Source organism: Micromonospora sp. NPDC047074, assembly GCF_040643815.1.
In the GTDB taxonomy this organism is placed as follows: domain Bacteria; phylum Actinomycetota; class Actinomycetes; order Mycobacteriales; family Micromonosporaceae; genus Micromonospora.
The window spans coordinates 84052-104182 of sequence record NZ_JBEYVB010000018.1; the positions used below are offsets into that span (position 1 = coordinate 84052).

The following is a 20131-nucleotide window of genomic DNA, read 5'->3' on the forward strand; positions in this document are numbered from 1 at the left end:
CCCCCATGCGTACCCGTACCGTCCTGCTCGCCCTGCTCACCACCAGCGCACTCGTCGCCTCGACCGGCTGCAACGTCGAGACACCGTCCGAGAAGGCCGGCGGCGACACCGGCGCCGCGAAGTGCGGCGCCGGAAAGGACTTCCTCATCGGGATGTCGCAGGCCAACAACGCCGAGCCCTACCGGCAGGTCATGAACAACGACGTGGAGACGGCGGCGAAGGCCGTGACCGGCTTCAAGGTGGTGGTCGCCGACGCGGCGCAGGACAACAGCAAGCAGGTCGCCGACGTCGAGAACTTCCTCACCCAGAAGATCGACCTTCTGGTCATCTCGCCCAACGAGGCCAAGCCGCTGACCGCGGTGGTCAAGAAGGCGTACGACCAGGGCGTGCCGGTCATCGTGCTGGACCGCAAGGTCGAGGGCGAGGCGTACACGGCGTTCGTCGGCGGCGACAACGTCGCGATCGGCAAGGCGGCCGGCGAGTACTACGCCACGACGCTGCTGCCCGGCGGCGGCAAGGTGATCGAGATCGCCGGGCTGCCCGGCTCGACGCCGGCCGCCGAGCGCGCCCAGGGCTTCCGCGACGGCATCGCGAGCAACCCGAAGATCCAGATCGTCGCCAGCCAGCCCGGCGACTGGCTGCGGGAGAAGGGCCAGTCGGTGGCGGACGCGCTGCTCAAGGCCCACCCCGACGTCGCCGCGATCTACGCGCACAACGACCCGATGGCCGAGGGCGCCTACCTCGCGGCCAAGGCCGCGGGCGTCGAAACGAAGATCAAGTTTACCGGGATCGACGCGTTGCCCGTGCCGTCGGGCGGCATCAAGGCCGTCGAGCAGGGCCGGCTCGCCGCCACCTTCCAGTACGCCACGGGCGGGCGGGAGGCCGTCGACCTGGCGAAGAAGATCCTGGTGGACTGCGCCAAGGACGTGCCCCGCACGACCACCCTGGACACCCTGCGGATCACCAAGGAGAACGCCGTCGAGGCGTACGCCAGGCTCGGCGGCGCCTGACGGCGCCGGCCGGGTGCGGCGTGCCGGCGCCGCACCCGGCCCGACGGAACAGGTCGTCAGTGCAGCAGGGACGGGGAACGCACGTGAACGGAACATCGGGCGGCGGCACCACGGCCGCCGTGATCGGCGTCGACATCGGCACGTCCAGCAGCAAGGGCGTGCTCGTCGACCTCGACGGGCGGCTCATCCGCTCGGCCACCGTCGACCACCGGGTGGATCGCCCCCGACCCGGCTGGGTGGAGATGGACGGGCGGCTCTGGTGGCAGGAGTTCGTCGACCTCAGCCGGCGGCTGCTCGCGCCCGGCGACGTCCGGGTCCAGGCGGTCGGGGTGAGCGGCATGGGGCCGTGCGTCCTGCTCACCGACGCCGCCGGCACGCCGCTGCGACCGGCCATCCTGTACGGCGTCGACACCCGCGCCACCGCCCAGATCGAGCGGCTGACCGACCGGTACGGAGCCGACGAGATCCTGCGCCGGTGCGGCTCGCTGCTGTCCACCCAGGCCGTCGGCCCGAAGCTCGCGTGGGTGGCGGACACCGAGCCCGAGGTGTTCGCCGCGGCCCGGCGACTGTTCATGCCCGCCTCCTGGCTCGTCCACCAGCTCACCGGCCGCTACCTGCTCGACCAGCAGTCGGCCAGCCAGTGCACCCCGCTCTACGACACCGACGCGCGGGACTGGTACCGCCCCTGGGCCGACGAGATCGCCCCCGGGCTGGAGCTGCCGCCGCTGCGCTGGCCGGGCGACGTGGCCGGCACGGTGACCGGCCGGGCCGCCGCGGTGACCGGGCTCCGGCCGGGCGTCCCGGTGGTCACGGGGACCATCGACGCCTGGTCGGAGGCGGTCAGCGTCGGCGCGCAGAACGTCGGTGACCTCATGCTGATGTACGGCAGCACCATGTTCCTGGTGCACACGGTCCCGCGGAAGCTGACCAGCCCGGCGCTGTGGGGCACGGTCGGCGCGCTGCCCGACACCCGGAACCTGGCCGGCGGCATGGCGACCTCCGGTGCCATCACCGCCTGGCTGCGCGACCTGTTCGGCGCCCCCGACTTCCCGGAGCTGCTCGACCTCGCCGAGCGCTCCGGCCCGGGTGCCCGGGGGCTGCTCATGCTGCCCTTCTTCGCCGGCGAACGCACGCCCATCCTCGACCCCGACGCCCGGGGCGTGATCGCCGGTCTCACCCTCTCGCACAACCGCGGCGACCTCTACCGGGCGGCGCTGGAGGCGACCGGTTTCGGGGTGCGGCACAACGTCGAGACGATCGAGGCGGCCGGCGGGGACATCCGCCGGATCGTCGCCGTGGGCGGCGGCACCCAGGGCCGGCTCTGGACGCAGATCGTCGCCGACATCACCGGCCGCCCGCAGCAGATCCCGTCGCAGACCATCGGCGCCAGCTACGGCGCCGCGTTCCTGGCCGCCGGCACGCTGCGGGACGTCTCGATCGACGCCTGGAACCCGGTCCGCGAAACCCGGGAGCCGAACGCCGAACTCGCCCCGCTCTACGACGAGCTGTATCGACGGTACGCGGAGCTGTACGCCGGCTCCAGGCCCGTCGTGCACGCCCTGGCCGCCCTACAGACGCGCCAACCGGTGCGAACCCAGCCCGCCCGCCAACAGCCAGCCAAGGGAGTCGCCTCGTGACCAACTACACCATGCCCGTGCTGGTCGAGCCGCCCGCCGCCGAGCCCCGTACGGTCTACACCGTCGCCAGCGGCGACCTGCGGCCGAGCGCGAACGTCACCTGCTGGCCCACCCAACAGCGGCTGGAGTCCGACCTCGGCGCCGCCGTCGCGGCACTCGGGTGGCAGGTCCGGCGCGGCCACGGCGTGGACCCGGTCGCCGGGCACGGCTTCGTCGACAGCCAGCGGGCCGGTATCGAGATCTTCAAAACCATCCCGGTCGACGCGCCCCTGATCGTGGTGGAGGCGGTCTGGCAGTACAGCCACCACGTCCTGGCCGGGCTGCGCCGGCACCGGGGGCCGATCCTGCTCGTGGCGAACTGGAGCGGGCAGTTCCCCGGCCTGGTCGGGCTGTTGAACCTCGCCGGCAGCCTGACCAAGGCGGGGGTGCGCTACTCGACGCTGTGGAGCGAGGACTTCACCGACGACTGGGCGCGCGACGGGCTGCGCGCCTGGCTGGAGACCGGCGAGGTGGTGCACGACGAGAGCCACGTACGCGACCTGCCGCCGCTGCCCGCCGGCCCGGAGGTCGACCTCGGCGTGGCGCTCGCCCGGCAGCTCGTCGCCGAGCGGGCCATCATCGGGGTCTTCGACGAGGGCTGCATGGGCATGTACAACGCGATCATCGACGACGAGTTGCTGAACCCCTTGGGCATCTTCAAGGAGCGACTGTCGCAGAGCGCCCTGGTGGCGGAGATGGCACGGGTCCCCGACGAGGAGGCGCGGGCGGTCCGCGCCTGGCTGGACGAGGCCGGGATGACGTTCCACACCGGCACCGACGAGGCGACCGAACTCACCGAGGCGCAGTTGCTCAGCCAGTTCAAGATGTACGTCGCCGCGCTGCGGATCGCCGACGACTTCGGCCTCGACGCGGTGGGCATCCAGTACCAGCAGGGGCTCAAGGACACCGTGCCGGCCAGCGACCTGGCCGAGGGGCTGCTGAACAACGTGCAGCGCCCGCCGGTGCGCAGCCGCGACGGGGCGCGGGAGCTGTACCCGGGCGCCGCACTGCCGCACTTCAACGAGGTCGACGAGGGCGTCGCCGTCGACTCGCTGGTCACCAACCGGATCTGGACCGCCATGGGCCTGGACCCGGCCACCACCCTGCACGACATCCGGTGGGGTGAGCGCTACGGCGCCGAGTTCGTGTGGGTGTTCGAGATCTCCGGCTCGGTGCCGGCGGCACACAACGGCGGCTACGCCCGGTCGTACAGCATGCGTCAGCCCCCGATGTACTTCCCGCTCGGCGGGGGAACCCTCAGCGGGGTGTCGAAGCCGGGGGAGATCGTCTGGTCCCGGGTGTTCATCATGGACGGCGTACTGCACGTCGACCTCGGCCGGGGCACCGTGGTCGAGCTGCCGGCGGAGGAGACCCGACGCCGGCTCGACGCCACGACCCCCCAGTGGCCGATCATGCACGCGGTGCTGCACGGGGTGGACCGTGACCAGCTGATGGCCCGGCACAAGGCCAACCATCTCAACGTCGTCTACGCCCCGGACGCGGCCACCGCCGACCGTGGCCTGATGGCCAAGGCGGCGCTCTTCGCCGAGCTGGGTGTGCGGGTGCACCTGTGCGGCAAGGTCGACATCTGACCCGTACGGGCACGCCGGGGATCGCCCCGCCCCGTCGGCCGGTGCCTGTCGCCCCGGCCGGCGGGGCGGGAACGGTCTACCGCTGCGGGCGGGACGAGCTCTCGCGTACCTGCAGGCCCGTGTGCAGGGTGACCGTCGAGGGCGTCTTCGCCGGGTTGGCGATCCGCTCGGTGAGCAGCATGGCCGCGACCCGCCCCAGGTCGTAGGTGGGCTGGGAGACGGTGCTCAGGGAGGGTCGTACCAGGTGCGCCCAGGGGATGTCGTCGAAGCCGACCACGCCGCACCGGGTGGGCACGGCGATCCCCCGGTCGAGCAGGCACTCCATGGCACCCACGGTCATCAGGTTGTTGGTGGCGAACACGGCGTCCGGCGGCTCGCCCGCGTCGAGCAGCGACGCCATGGCCCGGTAGCCGCCCTCCTCGCGGAAGTCCGCGTACCGGGTCAGGTCGTCGGGCACGGCCAGGCCGTGCGAGCGCAGCGCCCGCTGGTATCCGCGCAGCCGCTGCACCGCAGTGGAGATCCGGCGGGGACCGGTGATGCAGGCGATCCGGCGGTAGCCGCTGTCGATCAGGTGGGCGGTGGCCTGCTCCGCACCGTGGGCGTTGTCCACCAGGACGGTGTCCACCGCCACGCCGCGCGGTTGCCGGTCGATCGCCACCAGCGGGATGCGGGCCTCCAACAGCCGGTTGATCAGTACCGGCCCGCCCGACGAGGAGATGATCACGCCGGCCATCCGCTCGGCGATGGCCGCGTTGACGTACCGGGACTCCTTCTCGGGATCCTCGTCGCCGTTGCACAGCACCACCGAGAACCCGGCGCCCTGCGCCACGTCCTCGACGCCACGGACCATGGACGTGAAGAACGGGTTGCCGATGTCGGAGATGATGACGGCCCAGAGCCGGGTCTGGCTGCGGCGGAGGCTGCGGGCCACGGCGTTGGGCCGGTAGTCCAGCTCCTGGACCGCCTGGCGGACCCGGGCGGCCATGTCCGGGTCGACCGACACCTGACCGTTCAACACCCGCGACACGGTCGAGGGCGAGACCTGCGCCTGCCGGGCCACGTCGTAGATCGTCGTCATCCGGCTACCTCCGTCGGCCCTGCCCGAGAACCCCTCGGACCCACCGCCGGAGGCGGTCGCCTCGATCTCCCGCGCCCAGGACGTGGCCGTCCCGGCTTGCAGGGGATCCTATACCAGCGCAGCAATCGATTTCCGTCGTGCCGGACGCCGTCCTGCGGAGCAAGTTTTCCCTGTTCGAGAGCGGCGATCGGCGGCAGGGCGGGCCCCCCGGCCCCGCCCTGCCGCCGGTGGGTTCAGAGCGTGGTCTCGCCGTTGAGGCCGAAGAAGTCGTGCCACTTGGCCCCGCCGCCGAAGGCGCTGCCGGTGGAGAGTCCCACGTAGACGTCGTTGGTGGCGCCCTTGCTGAACACGACGATGTCGTCGCGGCCGTCGCCGTTGACGTCGGCGAGGTAGGGGAATTCGCCGGCGAGGCAGAAGAAGTCGTTCCACTTCACCGTCGTGCCCACGAAGCCCGTGCCGTTCGACACCGCCGCGTAGACGTCGGCGTCGGCGTTGCAGGTGAAGGTGACGATGTCGTCGCGGCCGTCGCCGTTGATGTCGCCGACGCGGGGTTGTTCGGTGCCGACGGCGAACAGGTCGTGCCACTTCTGGCTGGCGCCGAACGTGGTGCCGGTGGACAGGGCCACGATCACGTCGGACGCCGTCGCGGGCCCCTGGGTGAAGGTGATGATGTCGTCGCGGCCGTCACCGTTGACGTCACCGAGAGCCGGGTACTCGCCGGCGATCGAGAAGTACTCGTGCCACTTGACCGCCGTCCCGGCGAACGACGAGCCGGTGGAGAGGGCGACGTACACGTCCCCGGCGCCGTCGTGGGTGAAGGCGACGATGTCGTCCTTCCCGTCGCCGTTGACGTCACCCACCGCGGCGACCTCGGCGTTGGGGGCGAACCAGTCGTGCCATTTCGTCGCGTTCGCGAACGCCGTACCGGTCGACGGCGCGACGTACACGTCGGCGAGCGACCCGTGGGTGAAGGCGACGATGTCGTCCCTGCCGTCGCCGGTGAAGTCGCCCGAGAGCACCGTCTCGCCGGTCAGGCCGAAGAAGTCGTTCCACTTCACGGACGTCCCGGCGAACGACGAGCCGGTCGACGACGACACGTAGACGTCGTTGAGCGACCCGTGGGTGAAGGCGACGATGTCGTCCCTGCCGTCGCCGGTGAAGTCCGTCGGCGAGCCGGCCAGGTACCGGCCGCCGGTCGACGATCCGCCGCAGTTGTCGCTGACCAGGAACCGCTGGTGGTACTGGCCGGGATACGGCGCGAGTGACACGCCGTTGATCGTGATCGTCTGCCCCACGCCGTTGTGGAGCTGCTCGTAGTGGATGTGCGCGCCGGACGAGTTGCCGGTGCTTCCGGTCAGGCCGATCTGCTGGCCCTGCTGCACGTACGCGCCGTCGGGCACCGAGTAGGCGCTGAGGTGGAAGTAGTAGGTGGTCCAGCCGCCGCCGTGGTCGATGACGATGTAGTTGCCGGCGCCGCTGGGCTGCGAGTACCGGCGGGCCACGCCGGCGGCGGAGGCGACCTGCGGGGTGCCCGAGGTGACCGCGCCGTCGGCCCGGACGAAGTCGAGCGCCAGCCGCACCTCGGCGCTGTGGTGGCTGTAGGTCCACCGTTGGCCGCAGGGGAAGGGGGCCTTGAAGTTCGGCGCGGCGAGCGCGGGCGAGGGGGTGGCCACCACGCCGGTCAGGATGGCCGCGGCCAGGGTGAGCAGGGCGACCAGGGTACGACGCACGATGTCACTTGGATGGCGAGACATGCCGTGACTCCTGTCAGGGGGACGATCGGACGGGTCGAGGCGCTGCCGGCGACCGGTCGTCTCGCCCCTGTCACGGGCTGAACCGGGCGGGTCGGCCGTCGGGGAGAGACGGGACGTCACCCCTCGGGGCAGTCGGGTGGCGCCCCGTGGCAGCTTGTCGGCGCTGGCCGCATGTCTACCGCTGGCCAAGAGTGAAGCCGGCGAGTTCGGCCCATGTCAATACCTGACCGATTGGTGGCGCCGGTTGGAGTTTTCCGCCGGGTTCCGGTCCCGGCCCGGCCCGTGGCGTGCGTCTATTGACATCCGCAACTCTGTTCAGGACACTCGTCAGCAATCGATTTCTTGCTCCACCCGCACGCTGACCGCATCACGCTCGTCCGCCTGTCAGACACCCTCTCCCGGACGCCTGCCCACCGCCGCCAGCGCACCTTTCCCCGAGGAGCACCGTGAGACGTACACCCCTGGCGATGCTGGTCGCCCTCTGCACGGCCGTCGCGGCCGTCGCGGTGGGCGCCCCGGCGTCCGCCGGCCCGATCGGCACCCTCGCCTGTCCGTCCATACCCGCCAACCACGACCCCGCGGTCAACGTGGTCGTCTACCGGGTCGCCCGCGCCCACAACGCCAACGACAAGGTGCTGCTCTCCGCCTTCGAGGCGGGCTGGGTCGAGTCCCACATGAACAACCTGCCCTGCGGCGACAAGTCCTCGCTCGGCGTCTTCCAGCAGCGCTGGGACTACGGCTGGGGCACGCCGGAACAGATCATGGACCCGGTCTACGCCACCACGCAGTACGTCACCCGTGCCATCGTCTGCGACCGCAACAACCCCGGCTACTCCGCCGGCCAGGTCGCGCAGTGCGTGCAGCGGTCGGGCTTCCCCGACCGCTACGACCAGGTGGCGGCCAAGGCACGTTCGTTGCTCAACGAGGCGGCCCGCACGCACCAGATCGCCGGTGGCTCGCCGACCGACGTCAACGGCGACGGGCGCGACGACGTCCTCACCTTCACGCAGAACGCCCTCGCCGACGTCTACGTGAGCACCTCCACCGGCGCCACCTTCGCGGGCACCTCGCAGAAGTGGCACGACTTCTTCTCCATCGGCGGGGAGACCGCGTCGACCGGCGACGTCAACGGCGACGGCCGCGACGACGTCGTCACGTTCGCCCACAGCAACACCGGCGACGTCTACGTGGCGCTGTCCAACGGCTCGTCCTTCGGCGCCAGCCAGAAGTGGCACGACTGGTTCGCCCCGGGCGCGGAGATCGGCGCGGTGGGTGACGTCAACGGCGACGGCCGTGACGACATCGTGACCTTCACCCACAACCCGGCCGGGGACGTGTACGTGGCGCTCTCCACCGGCTCGTCGTTCGGGGCCGGGCAGAAGTGGCACGAGTTCTTCAGCCCGTTCGGGGAGTTCCCGGCTCTCGGTGACGTCAACGGCGACGGCCGCGACGACATCATCACCTTCACCCAGGGGCCCGCGACGGCGTCCGACGTGATCGTGGCCCTGTCCACCGGCACCACGTTCGGCGCCAGCCAGAAGTGGCACGACCTGTTCGCCGTCGGCGCCGAACAGCCCCGCGTCGGCGACGTCAACGGCGACGGCCGCGACGACATCGTCACCTTCACCTGCAACGCCGACGCCGACGTCTACGCCGCCGTCTCCACCGGCACCTCCTTCGCCGGCACCACCATCAAATGGAACGACTTCTTCTGCCTCGCCGGCGAATTCCCCTACCTCGGCGACGTCAACGGCGACGGCAAGGACGACATCATCGTCTTCACCAAGGGCGCCACCAACGACGTCTACGTGGGACTCTCCACGGGCAGCGCCTTCGGCGGCAGCACCAAGTGGCACGACTTCTTCGGCCTCAACGGCGAGGCGACACTGTGACGCCTGAACCGGAGGTACCCATGACAGCGAAACACCCGGGCTGGCGTCGCGGCACCGTCGCCCTGGTCGTCGCGGCACTTGCCGGTGCCGTCGTCGGCCCGTCGACGGTCGCGGCGGCCGCTCCGACCCGCACCGCCCTGGACACGGCCTTCACCCGTGCGGCGCACGAGTTCGACGTGCCCAGGGACCTGCTGGTCGCGGTCGGCTACGGGGAGTCCCGCCTCGACGCGCACGACGGCAAGCCCAGCCAGGCCAACGGCTACGGCGTCATGCACCTGGTGAGCAACCCCGTCCGGCACAGTCTGGAACGGGCGGCGGAGCTGACCGGGGAGCCGGTCGCGAGACTGAAGTCGGCGACACCGGCCAACATCCGGGGCGGCGCGGCGGTGCTGCGCGACCTCGCCGACGCGCAGGGCCTGACGGCCGGCGACCGTGACCGGATCACCGCCTGGTACCCGGTGGTCGCCGCGTACGGCGCCGCGACCGACGACGCCGCGCGGCTGTACGCGGACCACGTCTACGAGCTGCTGCAACGGGGCGTCCCGGGGGCGGCCCCGGTGCGGCCGCACCGGGTCGAGCCGGAACGCGGCCGCCTCGCCACGGTGGCGGCGACCGGGAGCACCCAGGCGCCCGCCGCCGTCGCGGCCGCCGTTCCCGAGTACGGCCCGGCCCGCTGGATCGCCGCCAACGGCGCGAACTACGCGGCCGGCCGGTCCAGCCGCATCACGACCGTGATCCTGCACGTGACCCAGGGCTCCTACGCGGGCACCATCAGCTGGTTCCAGAACCCGTCGTCGGGCGTCAGCGCGCACTACGTCATCAAGTCGAGCAACGGCGAGATCACCCAGATGGTGCGGGAGGGCGACACCGCCTACCACGCCCGATCCGGGAACGCCTACGGCGTGGGCCTGGAACACGAGGGCTACGTGGACAACCCGGCGTGGTTCACCGACGCGATGTACCGTTCGTCGGCCGCGCTCGTGCGCTACCTCTGCGACAAGTACGGCATCCCGAAGAACCGCACCGGGATCAAGGGGCACAACGAGATTCCTGGCAACGACCACACCGACCCCGGACCTAACTGGAACTGGAACTACTACATCTCGCTGGTGAACCAGGGCGGCGGGGGCGGGGCGAAGTACCTCGCCGGCTCGCCGACCGACTTCTCCGGTGACGGCAGGGACGACGTGGTCACGTTCACGCACGGCTCGCTGGCCGACGTGTACGTGTCGACGTCGACGGGCGCCGGCTTCGCGGGGACCTCGGTCAAGTGGAACGACTACTTCGCGCTGTCGGGGGAGACGCCGCTGACGGGTGACTTCAACGGCGACGGCAAGGACGACATCGTCGCGTTCACGCACGGCTCACTGGGTGACGTGTACGTCGGGCTGTCGACCGGCACCGGTTTCCTGCCGGGGGCGAAGTGGCACGACTGGTTCGCCCCGGGTGCCGAGGTCGCCGCGGTGGGTGACGTGAACGGTGACGGGAAGGACGACATCGTGACCTTCACGCACGACGCCGCCGGGGACGTGTACGTCGCGCTCTCCACGGGCTCGTCGTTCGGGGCCGGGCAGAAGTGGCACGAGTTCTTCTCGATCGGCGGCGAGTACCCGGCTCTCGGTGACGTCAACGGTGACGGCCGCGACGACATCATCACCTTCACCCAGGGGCCGGCGACGGCGGCGGACGTGATCGTGGCCCTGTCCACCGGCACCGCGTTCGGCGCCAGCCAGAAGTGGCACGACCTGTTCGCCGTCGGCGCCGAACAACCCCGCGTCGGCGACATCAACGGCGACGGCCGCGACGACATCGTCACCTTCACCTGCAACGCCGACGCCGACGTCTACGCGGCGGTGTCGAACGGCACAGGCTTCGTGGGCACGACGGTGAAGTGGAACGACTTCTTCTGCCTCGCCGGCGAATTCCCCTACCTCGCCGACGTCAACGGCGACGGCCGCGACGACATCATCGTGTTCAGCAAGGGCGCCACCAACGACGTCTACGTGGGACTCTCCACCGGCAGCGCCTTCGGCGGCGGGGCCAAGTGGCACGACTTCTTCGGCCTCAACGGCGAGACCACGCTCTGACCGACCGGATCGCGGGCGGGGCTGCCGGTCGACGACCGGCAGCCCCGCCTCGCGAGGCCGGCCACCCGCTCCAGGCCGGTCGGATCCGGCACGTGAGCGCCGGGCGGCGACGCCGTCAGAGGGTGTAGAGGATCTTCACCCCGCCGAGGCTCGTCGCCGAGACGGCCGTGCCGCGAACGCCGGAGTTGAGGTTGCGCCAACCGGTGCTGCTGGCGGCCTCGTGGACCATGCCGCCGGCCACGGTGTAGACGATCTTCACGCCGTCGAAGCCGATCGCGGCCAGGGCGTCGGGACTCACCCCGGAGATGCCGGAGTTGAGGTTGCGCCAGCCGTTGTTGCTGGCGGCCTCGTGGACCATGCCGCCGGCGACGGTGTAGATGTGCTTCACTCCGCCGAGGTTGATGACGGCGAGGGCGTTGGGACTGACCCCGGCGATGCCGGTGTTCTGGTTGCGCCAGCCGGCGTTGCTGGCGGCCTCGTGGACCATGCCGCCGGCCACGGTGTAGACGATCTTCACGCCGTCGAGGTCGATCGCGGCGAGGGCGTTGGCGCTGACTCCGGAGATGCCGGTGTTCTGGTTGCGCCAGCCGTTGTTGCTGGCGGCTTCGTGGACCATGCCGCCGGCGACGGTGTAGATGTACTTGACGCCGTCGACGTTGATCACGGCGAGGGCGTTGTTGCTGACCCCGGAGATGCCGGTCCAGAGGTTGCGCCAGCCCGTGTCGCTGGACGCCTCGTACACCCGGCCGTCGTTGACGGTGTAGAGCAGCTTGTTCGTGCCCATGACCATCGAGGCGACGGCCGAGCCGGTGACGCCGTTGACTCCCAGCATCTGCCAGCCGCTGTGGCTGCCGGATTCGTACGCCTGGCGGTTGCTGCTGACCTGCCCGCAGTTCTGGCTGGTCAGGTTCCGGGCCGGCGTGGTGGGGCCGGAGACGTACAGCGGCCCGGTGTGCGGGCTGCCGTCGGAGGTGATGCCGGAGGGCGCCCCGTTGAAGTACGCCTCGGTCTTCACGCCGTCGCGCGTCTGCTCGTAGTGCAGGTGCGGGCCGGTGGAGTTGCCGGTGCTGCCGACCCGGCCGAGCTGCTGGCCGGTCGAGACCCACTGCCCGGCCCGGACCATCGGCGACTCGATCATGTGCGCGTAGCTGGTCCGCCAGCCACCGCCGTGGTCGATGGTCACGTACCAGCCGCCGCCGCTGGTCCAGCCGGCGAACGTGACGGTCCCGGCGTACGAGGCGAGGATCGGCCGGCCGTTGCTGGCCCCGCCGGTCCAGGTCATGTCGATGTCGTAGTCGTCGTGGCCGTAGTAGGTGGCCAGCCGCCAGGTCTCCCCGCAGGGGAACGGCAGCTGGAAGTGCGGGCGAGGGCCGGCGGCCTGGGCAGGTGTGGAGACGACAGCGGTGCCGCCGGCGATCGTGAGGACCGTGGCACCGGCGGTGGCCAGCGCCAACCGGGCCGAGGCGAGGACGCGGGCGAGTGGACCCGTCATGGAGAAGTGCCCTCCGGGAGGAGCGTCGAGGTAGAAGGGTGTCGATCATACGATCGCACTGTCTGGAATGTGTGAGCCCTACGGTTCCTCGTCATGATCGAGGTTCCCTGGCGCGCGATCCGTGCGGCGCGGGCAGTCCGGCCCGACGGGGCAACGGCCGCGCTGGGCGCGGGCCGTCGCCTCCCGGCGCAACTCGGCCCGGCGGATTCCCGCCGAGTGGCGGGGCGGCTAATCGCCGCGGTCTTTCCGCCTTTTTCGAGGTGCCGGTGCTGGAGGCTCGGCCGCTGGTGGGATGGCCGCGGCGATGCAGTCGAGGACGCGTTCCAGCCCGTGCCGGAACTGCTCGTCGCGGCTCAGGTGCGGCCGGCGCGCCTGCACCACGATCTTGGTGAAGATCGGGTATTCCCCACTCTTCATCAGCTGCTCGACACGCGGGCCGCTGCGCACCATCCACTCCGGCTCGCCGAGTCCGCTGCGGCGGGCCTCCTCGGCCCAGCCGATCTCATCGCGGACGGCGCTCTCCACGTAGCCGGTCAGCAGGGCGATAAGGCCGAGGTTCTCGTCGATGGAGACGTGGACGTCGAGGGCGCCCATCACCCGTTCGATCACGAGTAGCTGGTTGGGGCCGTAGCTGGGGAGTGTCCGGCGCACGGTGGCGATCCACGGGTGCCTCAGCCACATGGCCCGCAGCCCGTCGGCGTAGCGGGTCAGGTCCGCGCGCCAGTCGCCGGAGGGCATGCCCTCGAGGTCGATCTCGCCCTGCAGCCGGTCGGCGATGAGCTCGATGAGGTCGTCGCGACTGGGGACGTACCGGTAGAGAGACATCGCGCCCGCGCCGATCTCGGCGGCGATCCGCCGCATGGTGGCAGCCTCCAGCCCTTCGGCGTCGGCGATTCGGATCGCCGCCTCGGTGATCCGGGCACGGCTGTAGGCCGGTTTCGGCCCGTAGGCCGGGCGCTCGGGCCGCATCCAGACGTTCACGTACTCGGCGTCTGTCACCGTTCCACCCCTCCTGGTTGCGTACATGGTACCCAGTCGCCTAGCGTGGCCGCCATGACCGCGTACAACGTACCCAGTGGGGGAGGGGCCATGGCGGACCCGATCGTGGTCGCCGAAGGGCTGCACAAGTCCTTCGGCGACACCCAAGCGCTGCGGGGGCTGGACCTGAGCGTTCCGCGAGGAACGGTCTGCGGCGTGCTCGGACCCAACGGCGCGGGGAAGACCACCGTGGTGCGCATCCTGGCGACCTTGTCCGATCCCGATGCGGGGCACGCCCGCATCGCCGGGTACGACGTCGTCCGCGAGGCCGGCAAGGTACGGGAGAGAATCGGGCTCGCGGGCCAGTACGCCGCCGTGGACGAGAAGCTCACCGGCCGCGGCAACCTGCGCATGTTCGGACGCCTCTACCACCTGTCCCGCCGCGAGGCGCACCGGCGGGCCGACGAACTGCTCGACCGATTCGGGCTGATGGACGCCGCCGACCGCACGGTCGCCGGCTACTCCGGCGGCATGCGGCGCCGCCTGGACCTGATCACCAGCCTCATCCTCCGCCCCGAGGTGCTCTTCCTGGACGAGCCCACCACCGGCCTGGACCCGCGCAGCCGGGGCGAGATCTGGGACAGCATCCGCGAGCTGGTGGCCGATGGCACCACGGTGCTGCTCACCACGCAGTACCTGGACGAGGCCGACCACCTGGCCGACGACGTCGTCGTCATCGACCACGGGCGGGTGATCGCCACGGGCACGCCCGACGAGCTGAAGGCCACGATCGGGGACCGCCTCGATGTCACCCTCGAAGACCCCGCCGCGCTGCCTGCGGCGGCGACCGTCCTGCACACCCTGGTCGGCACCGAACCCACGACTGATGCCGACCGGCTCAGCGTCGCCCTGCCTGCCACCGGCCTTCGCCTTGCCGACATCGTGCGCGCGCTCGACCACGCCGGAGTCGCCGCCGCCGACGTGAGCCTGCGCCGCCCCACTCTCGACGAGGTGTTCCTGCGCCTCACCGATCGCAAGGAGCCCGTCCGATGACCACCCTCACCTCACCGCTGAGTCGTTTACGCTGGACGTTCACCGACGGGCTGACCCTGATCGGTCGCGAGCTGGGACGGCTGCGGCAGGAACCCGGGCAGATCGTCGCCGCGCTGATCTTCCCGGCCGTCATGGTCGTGCTGTTCGGGTATGTCTTCGGTAGCGCGATCCAGGTGCCCGGCGATGACTACCGCGAGTACCTCATGCCCGGCCTGTTCGCGATGGTGACCTTCTCCGCTTGGTTGGGGGTGATGACGCGGACGGCCAGCGACGCCTCCCGCGGGGTGATGGACCGGTTCCGTTCCATGCCGATGGCGCGCCTGGCGGTGCCGTTCGGGCAGACCGGCGCCGATCTGCTGACCGGCCTGCTGATGCTGGCCATCATGGTGGGTACGGGCCTGCTGGTGGGCTGGCAGCCGCACCGCGGCCTGATCTCCACGGCCCAGGCGTTCCTGCTGATGATCGTGCTGCGGTACGCGCTGAGCTGGGTGGGTGTCTATGTGGGCCTGGCGGTGAGGAACGAGCAGGTCGCCGACGCGATGGTGCCGCTGGGCCTACCGATCGCGATGCTGTCGAACGCGTTCGTCCCGACCGGCGGCATGCCGGGCTGGCTGCGCCTCCTGGCCGACTGGAACCCGGTGAGCGCGCTCACCGCCGCCTCACGTGGGTTGTTCGGCAACCCCGGTGTCCCGTCCGGAAACGTGGCCTGGCCACTCGCGCATCCGGTGGCCGCCGTCCTGCTCTGGTCGGCCGCGCTGCTGGCGGTGTTCGTCCCGCTGTCGCTGCGTGCCTACCTGCGCAGAGGACGGTAAAGGTGCGGGAGTGACAGATGTCCATCCAAGGAGTACCGGAATGCGATCCCGCTTCGCCTCCGACCTGGCGCTGGACACCCGCCTGGCAGAGACCTGGCCGGCGCGGTGGGCGGCGACGTCCACCGCCCACCGCGAGGGCTCACCAGGCCGACGGTGGCGGCGGCGGCACGACCGGCGGGCGGTCGTCGCAGGTGATGGTGTTCGGCAGGAGCCACGGCGCCAGCCAGCCGCCGTCGTTGCCGCCGAGGTCGGTGAGGGTGAACTCCGAGCCTGCCGGGGTGAAGTGGAACGAGCCGCAGTTGTTGACGCCGACCGCGCCGACGTTGCGGGCGTCGACGTTGTCGAACGACGCCGAGCCCGCCGAGCGGGCGCTCACCACCGAGGTGCCCGTGCCGTCGACCCGGATGTCGCGGAACTGGACGTTGGTGATCGAGTACAGGTCCTTCACCGGCCAGTCGCTGACCAGCATGATGGCGTTGTAGGTGTTGTCGAGGTAGCTGTCGCCGACCACCTCGATCCTCGCGTCGATGTCCCGGTCGAGCGCGTAGAACCAGATCGCCCCGAGCCCGATCTTCCAGTTCAGCTCGTACGTGCCGGCGCGGGCGGTGGTGTTGCCGGTGACGAGCAGCCGTCCGGTGAACGGCTGCGCGCCGAAACGGGAACCGACCTGGATCGCGCTGCCCTCCCGCACCGGGTCGGCGACCAGGTTGTTCGACACCGTGAGGTCGGTGCCGCCGTAGAGGGCGATGCCGTTGGCCAGCACCGGCGACTGCACGGTGTTGTGGTCGAACGTGTTGCGGGCGTTGCCGACCTTCTCCGACCACATCGCGAGCCCGTCGTCGCCGCTGTTGCGGACGAAGGTGTGGGCGACAAGCGAGTCGGTGACGCCGGTGTGGAAGTTGAGCCCGTCCGCGATCTGGTCGACGATGATCGTGTTGGTGACCCGTACGTTGCTCATCGGCCCGTCGAACCAGATGCCCACCTTCGTGTGCCGCAGGTGCAGCCCGTCGATGGTGGAGTCGCTCATCGCGCCGCCGATCGCGTTGACCTGGTCGGTGTCGATGCGCTCCCGCACGTCGCCCTCGATGGCGAAGCCGGAGAGGTGCACGTTGCGGCTGCCGCCGTCGGCGGCGTCCCTGCCGTAGAAGCCGACGCCGGTGTGGACCGAGCCGTCCGGCGCGGGCGTGGGCAGCGCGACCTCGCGTCCCTTGACGATCGTGTACCAGCTACCGGCGCCCTCGATCGTCACGTCGTCGACGATGATGTGCCGGTTGACCTGGTAGGTGCCGGGCGGCAGGTAGACCGGCACGTCCGCCCGCCGGGCGAAGGCGATGGCCCGGTCCAGGGCGGGGGCGGAGTCGCGGCGGCCGGTCGGGTCCGCGCCGAAGGCCAGCACGTTCGCCGCGCGCAGCCGCACGCGCGGCGGGCCGACGAGTTCGGAGTCCAGCAGGTCGATCACCGTCCACGCCGCGTTGCTGCCGGCGGGGGCGGTGAGCCGGACCCGGTCGCCCGCCTGGTACGTCCGGCCGAGCAGCAGGCGCTGCTCGTCGTAGAAGTGGCTGGGGCGGAACGGGGTGGGAATGCTCGGGTACGGCGTGGTCTCCGCCGGCACGCACGAGCACTCGGTGATCCACCAGTCCGGGTGCAGCAGCCCGGCGTCGGGATCGTTGGAGAACGGGTACTGGTTGTAGAGCCAGGAGTACTGCGAGGTGAGGGTCATCGTCCGGACCCGCCGGTCGTTGACCGCGACGTCGAGCGGGGCGGTGATGCCGCCGCCGCCCGGGGCGTCGGGGATGCTGTACCGCACGGTGATCGCGTTCGCCGCGCGGGGCAGCGTGAACTCGACGTGCTGCCCCGGGGTCAGCCGGACGGCCCGCCGGCCGGAGGCCTCGGCGGGCAGCGTGTAGGCGGTGCGGTCGGGGCCGATGACCTCACCGTCCGTGCTGGCGTTCTCCGCCTCCTGCTCGACGAAGGCGACGTCGGCGCCGCGCCCGGCGACGAGTCGCGGGTCGAGGGCGGCCCTGGTCACGACGGGCCCGGCGGACGGGTCGGCGGCGGCCGGGCCGGGCGCGCCGGCCAGGACGCCGAGTGCGGTCGCGAACGCGACGGCGGCGGCGACCGCCGCCCGGGGCCGCCGGGACGGCCGTCCGGGCACGGTGGATCTGACTATGGACATGTGCGGACTCTTCTCGTGGTGGGACGGGTCCGCCCGCGCGGCCGGGCCGCGCGGGCGACGGTGACGGCCGCTATGCGGCGTAGACCTCGATCTGGGACAGCTGCGCCGCCGGCCAGCCGGTGTTGGCGGTGACGCGGATCCGCACGTACCGGCCCGGCGTCGCCGGGACGGCGATCGTCACCCGGTTGCCGGTGGCCGGATCGAAGACGTGGGCGGCGGACGCGACGGCGGTGCTCCAGGCGGTGCCGTCCGGGCTCGTCTCGACCGAGAGCGTCTGGGTGCGCCGCTGCCAGGCGGCGGCGGGCGGGAGCCGGAGCACGACCTGGCCGACGGCGACGGTCGTGCCGAGGTCGACCCGCACCCACTGCGGGAAGGCGTTGCCTGCGCTCTCCCAGTAGGTGTCGGCGTTGCCGTCGACGACGTTGGCGCAGCCGTAGGCCTGCACGTGGCTGCTCTCGGTCACCGCCCTGCCCCGGGCGAGGTCGGCGCCGGGTGCCGCGTCGGTGGTCACCGACACCGCGTTGGACGGCGCCGAGGACGCGCCCGTCGTGTCCACCGCGACCACGGTGAAGGTGTACGCGGTCTGGGGCGTCAGCCCGCCGACGGTGGCGGAGGTGCCCGCGACGGACGCCACGGTCTGCCCGTCGCGGCGCACCTGGTAGCCGGTCACGCCGTCGGGGTCGGTCGAGGCCGTCCAGGCCAGCGACACGCTCGTCGAGGTCCGCCCGGTCACCGTGAGGCCGCCCGGCGGGGTGGGCGGGGTGGGCGTGCCGGTCGCCGCGTACACCCCGACCCGGGCGAGTTGGGCCGCCGGCCAGCCGGTGTTGCCGGTGACGGTGACCCGGACGTGCCGGGCGGCGGTGGACGGCACGGTGAGGGTCGCGGTGTTGCCGGTCGCCGGGTCGAACCTGACCCCGGCCGGCCCGGCGAGCGTCGTGAAATTCGTGCCGTCGGTGCTGCCCTGCACCGTCAGCGTCTGAGTGCGCGCCTCCCAGCCGGCGGGCACGGCGAGGACGATCCGGGCCACCGGGTGGCTCGCGCCCAGGTCGACCCGCCACCACTGGGGGAAGGCGCTGTTGGCGGACTCCCAGTAGCTGTTCGGGTCGGCGTCGACTGCGTTGCCGGCGGCGAACGGGCCGTTCTGGCTGCTCGCCGACGCCGGCCGGCCCGCGGCGAGGTCGCCGCCGGGCGGCGGGCCGCCGCCGACGACGGGCGGCGTGGGCCGTACGGGGGTGAGGGCGAGCTGGCCCTTGAACATCCGGCCGCCGTCGGCGGTGATCCGCAGGTAGTAGTCGGCCGAGCAGGCGGTGCCGTCCTCGTCCAGTGCCCGGATGCCCGCCCCCGCCGGCGTGGTCGCCTGCGTCTCGCTGGTCTTGGCGATCTGGTTGCCCTCGTTGTACTCGTCGAACATGGAGACGTAGAGGCCCTGGGCGCCCAGCCGGGTCATGTTGTAGAGGTGCCGCCAGTAGAAGTCGCCGTGGCGGCGGTGCCCGGACGACAGGTCGCCCGGCATCACGCAGGGCTGGTAGTCGATGCCGTGCGCGGCGCAGTCGGCCAGGTCGGGGACGTTAACGTTGGTGTGGAACCAGTCGAGCCCGTCGAGGGTGCCGGTGCGGCCGACCATCCACGGCGAGAGCATGTGGAACGCGTGGTAGACGTCCGAGAAGCCCGGTCGGGAGTCGTTGACGCCCTGCCGCCAGTAGGTCGGCACGCCGCCGATGACGTAGCAGCCCTGGGCCTTGAACCAGTTGACGACGTCGAGGCAGGCGGCGGGGGCGAACGGGCGGCCGTCGTCGTTGAAGCCGAATCCCCAGATACAGACCACCGGCCGGCCGTTCTGCCGCGCGTACGCCGGTGAGGCGGTGTGCGCGGACATCCGGGTGGTCCAGTCCTCCTTGATCTGGGACTGCATCGCCGTCCAGCCGGTGACGTCGTACATGATGTAGAACTTGCGGCCGAAGCGTTCCGCCGCGCCACGCACCTTGACCGCCATGGCGTCGCGGGTCGGCCCCTCGTCGCCGAACGGGTTGAACCGTTGCAGCGCGGCGGTGTCGCAGCCGTGCTCCTGCATCCAGCGGAAGTGGGTGTCGACGGTCTGCTGGTCGTAGGAGGAGAAGAGCTGCGCCGGCTGGCCGTTGCCGAGCGGCGGGTACGCGGTGGTGTAGCCGCGGGTGTACTCCCGCATGTCCGGCCAGGAGACGATCGTGGTGTTGGCCGGGGCGGGCGGCTGGAACCGGTCGCGGCTCCAGTGCCACCAGCCGCCGATCGGCGCACCGTCACCCGGGCAGCTGAACCAGCCCTGGTAGCCGACCGACACCTTGCCGACGACGTCGCCGGGCGGGCTGGCCGCGAAGGCCGTGCCGCGCAGGGCGGAGACCAGGTCGGTGGGGGAGACGGCGGCGAGCGCCGAACCCGCGGCGAGGGATCCGATGAGTCTCCGACGGGACACCGCCATGGCCGTCTTCCTTCCGGTCGCGGAAAGGTATCGATGGCCATGGTGCAGTAGGCGACTCCACAATGCAAGAGCGAGA

The 20131-nt window shown here is 71.3% G+C and carries 13 protein-coding genes; 7 read left to right on the plus strand and 6 right to left on the minus strand.

The window, feature by feature from the left end:
- Positions 1-5 precede the first annotated feature (5 nt).
- The 3 genes from ABZ809_RS21570 (at position 6) to ABZ809_RS21580 (ending at position 4278) form a co-directional block, all read left to right on the plus strand.
- Complete coding sequence (locus ABZ809_RS21570; RefSeq protein WP_357564356.1) at positions 6-1010, plus strand: substrate-binding domain-containing protein; 1005 nt, start codon at positions 6-8, stop codon at positions 1008-1010.
- A gap of 83 nt (positions 1011-1093) precedes the next feature.
- Entirely contained in the window at positions 1094-2647 is a 1554-nt protein-coding gene (locus ABZ809_RS21575; RefSeq protein WP_357564357.1) for an FGGY-family carbohydrate kinase, read from the plus strand.
- A complete protein-coding gene (locus ABZ809_RS21580; RefSeq protein WP_357564358.1) occupies positions 2644-4278 on the plus strand; it encodes a fucose isomerase in 1635 nt (544 codons plus the stop codon). The genes ABZ809_RS21575 and ABZ809_RS21580 overlap by 4 nt, the downstream gene beginning before the upstream one ends.
- 76 nt (positions 4279-4354) lie before the next feature.
- Here ABZ809_RS21580 and ABZ809_RS21585 read toward each other — a convergent pair whose 3' ends face one another.
- Both ABZ809_RS21585 and ABZ809_RS21590 read right to left on the minus strand, forming a co-directional pair.
- Complete coding sequence (locus ABZ809_RS21585) at positions 4355-5356, minus strand: LacI family DNA-binding transcriptional regulator (protein ID WP_357564359.1); 1002 nt, start codon at positions 5354-5356, stop codon at positions 4355-4357.
- Positions 5357-5589: 233 nt separating this feature from the next.
- Positions 5590-7110: a VCBS repeat domain-containing M23 family metallopeptidase gene (locus tag ABZ809_RS21590; RefSeq protein WP_357564360.1), complete on the minus strand. Its 1521-nt coding sequence runs from the start codon at positions 7108-7110 to the stop codon at positions 5590-5592.
- 446 nt (positions 7111-7556) lie between these two features.
- Here ABZ809_RS21590 and ABZ809_RS21595 point away from each other — a divergent pair, with 446 nt between their 5' ends.
- Positions 7557-9002, plus strand: a complete 1446-nt coding sequence (locus tag ABZ809_RS21595; protein WP_357564361.1) for a VCBS repeat-containing protein — start codon at positions 7557-7559, stop codon at positions 9000-9002.
- A 20-nt stretch (positions 9003-9022) separates the two neighbouring features.
- Positions 9023-11089, plus strand: coding sequence for an N-acetylmuramoyl-L-alanine amidase (locus ABZ809_RS21600; protein ID WP_357564362.1), 2067 nt, complete (start codon positions 9023-9025; stop codon positions 11087-11089).
- Between the two features lie 115 nt (positions 11090-11204).
- On the opposite strand, the gene ABZ809_RS21605 is transcribed toward ABZ809_RS21600, so the two are convergent.
- Both ABZ809_RS21605 and ABZ809_RS21610 read right to left on the minus strand, forming a co-directional pair.
- Entirely contained in the window at positions 11205-12581 is a 1377-nt protein-coding gene (locus ABZ809_RS21605) for a M23 family metallopeptidase (RefSeq protein ID WP_357564363.1), read from the minus strand.
- Between the two features lie 228 nt (positions 12582-12809).
- Entirely contained in the window at positions 12810-13580 is a 771-nt protein-coding gene (locus tag ABZ809_RS21610) for a TetR/AcrR family transcriptional regulator (protein WP_357564364.1), read from the minus strand.
- A 54-nt stretch (positions 13581-13634) separates the two neighbouring features.
- On the opposite strand from ABZ809_RS21610, the gene ABZ809_RS21615 reads away from it, so the two are divergent.
- Positions 13635-14612, plus strand: a complete 978-nt coding sequence (locus ABZ809_RS21615; RefSeq protein WP_357564365.1) for an ATP-binding cassette domain-containing protein — start codon at positions 13635-13637, stop codon at positions 14610-14612.
- Positions 14609-15424: an ABC transporter permease gene (locus ABZ809_RS21620; RefSeq protein ID WP_357564366.1), complete on the plus strand. Its 816-nt coding sequence runs from the start codon at positions 14609-14611 to the stop codon at positions 15422-15424. The genes ABZ809_RS21615 and ABZ809_RS21620 overlap by 4 nt, the downstream gene beginning before the upstream one ends.
- Before the next feature lie 139 nt (positions 15425-15563).
- Here the strand turns inward: ABZ809_RS21620 and ABZ809_RS21625 are convergent, their stop codons facing one another.
- Positions 15564-17600 (minus strand): glycosyl hydrolase family 28-related protein, encoded by a 2037-nt coding sequence (locus ABZ809_RS21625; protein WP_357564367.1) that lies wholly within the window; start codon positions 17598-17600, stop codon positions 15564-15566.
- A gap of 70 nt (positions 17601-17670) precedes the next feature.
- The gene (locus tag ABZ809_RS21630; protein WP_357564368.1) at positions 17671-20055 is read right to left on the minus strand and encodes a discoidin domain-containing protein; all 2385 of its coding nucleotides are present in this window, start codon (positions 20053-20055) and stop codon (positions 17671-17673) included.
- Between the last annotated feature and the right edge of the window lie 76 nt (positions 20056-20131).